This window comes from Massilia hydrophila, assembly GCF_020208145.1.
GTDB lineage: Bacteria > Pseudomonadota > Gammaproteobacteria > Burkholderiales > Burkholderiaceae_D > Telluria > Telluria hydrophila.
The window spans coordinates 1-838 of sequence record NZ_JAHYBX010000026.1 but is presented as its reverse complement, the minus strand read 5'-3'; the positions used below and the strand labels follow the sequence as shown (position 1 = coordinate 838).

1 protein-coding gene is annotated in these 838 nt (G+C 68.1%); it reads left to right on the top strand.

Annotated features, from left to right (window positions below):
* Positions 1 to 39: 39 nt before the first annotated feature.
* Positions 40 to 838, top strand: a 799-nt coding sequence (locus tag LE190_RS21315; RefSeq protein ID WP_225240591.1) for an electron transfer flavoprotein subunit alpha/FixB family protein, incomplete at its 3' end; no start/stop codon positions are given.

Sequence of the window (838 nt, the reverse complement as noted above, 5' to 3'; positions counted from 1 at the left end):
TAATCGCGGCCTGCCGCTCACCCTATTTAGGAAAAGAACATGGTCGCACTCGTTATCGCTGAACACGACAACGGCTCCCTGAAGGGCGCCACCCACCACACCGTGACCGCTGCCGCCCAGTGCGGCGGTGAAGTGCACATCCTGGTCGCCGGCTCGGGCTGCGGCGCCGCCGCCGAAGCCGCCGCCCAGATCGCCGGCGTGAGCAAAGTGCTGGTCGCCGACGCGCCGCATTTGCTTGATGGCCTGGCCGAGAACGTCGCCGAGCAGATCCTGGCGATCGCCGCAAGCTACTCGCACATCCTGGCCCCGGCCACCGCCTACGGCAAGAACATCCTGCCGCGCGTGGCCGCCAAGCTGGATGTGGCCCAGATCTCGGAAATCACCAAGGTCGAGTCGCCGGACACCTTCGAGCGTCCGATCTACGCCGGCAACGCCATCGCCACCGTCCAGTCGAGCGACAGCGTGAAGGTCATCACCGTGCGCGGCACCGCGTTCGACAGCGCCGCCACCGGCGGTTCCGCCGCCGTCGAGCAGATTGCCGCCGTTGGTGACTTCGGCAAGTCGGCTTTCGTCGGCCGCGAACTGGCCACCTCAAGCCGTCCGGAACTGACCGCCGCCAAGATCATCGTCTCCGGTGGCCGTGGCATCGGTTCGGCCGAGAACTTCAAGCTGCTCGAGCCGCTGGCCGACAAGCTGGGCGCCGCCATGGGTGCCTCGCGCGCGGCGGTGGACGCCGGCTTCGTGCCGAACGACTGGCAGGTCGGCCAGACCGGCAAGATCGTCGCCCCGACCCTGTACATCGCGGTCGGCATCTCGGGCGCGATCCAGCACCTGGCCG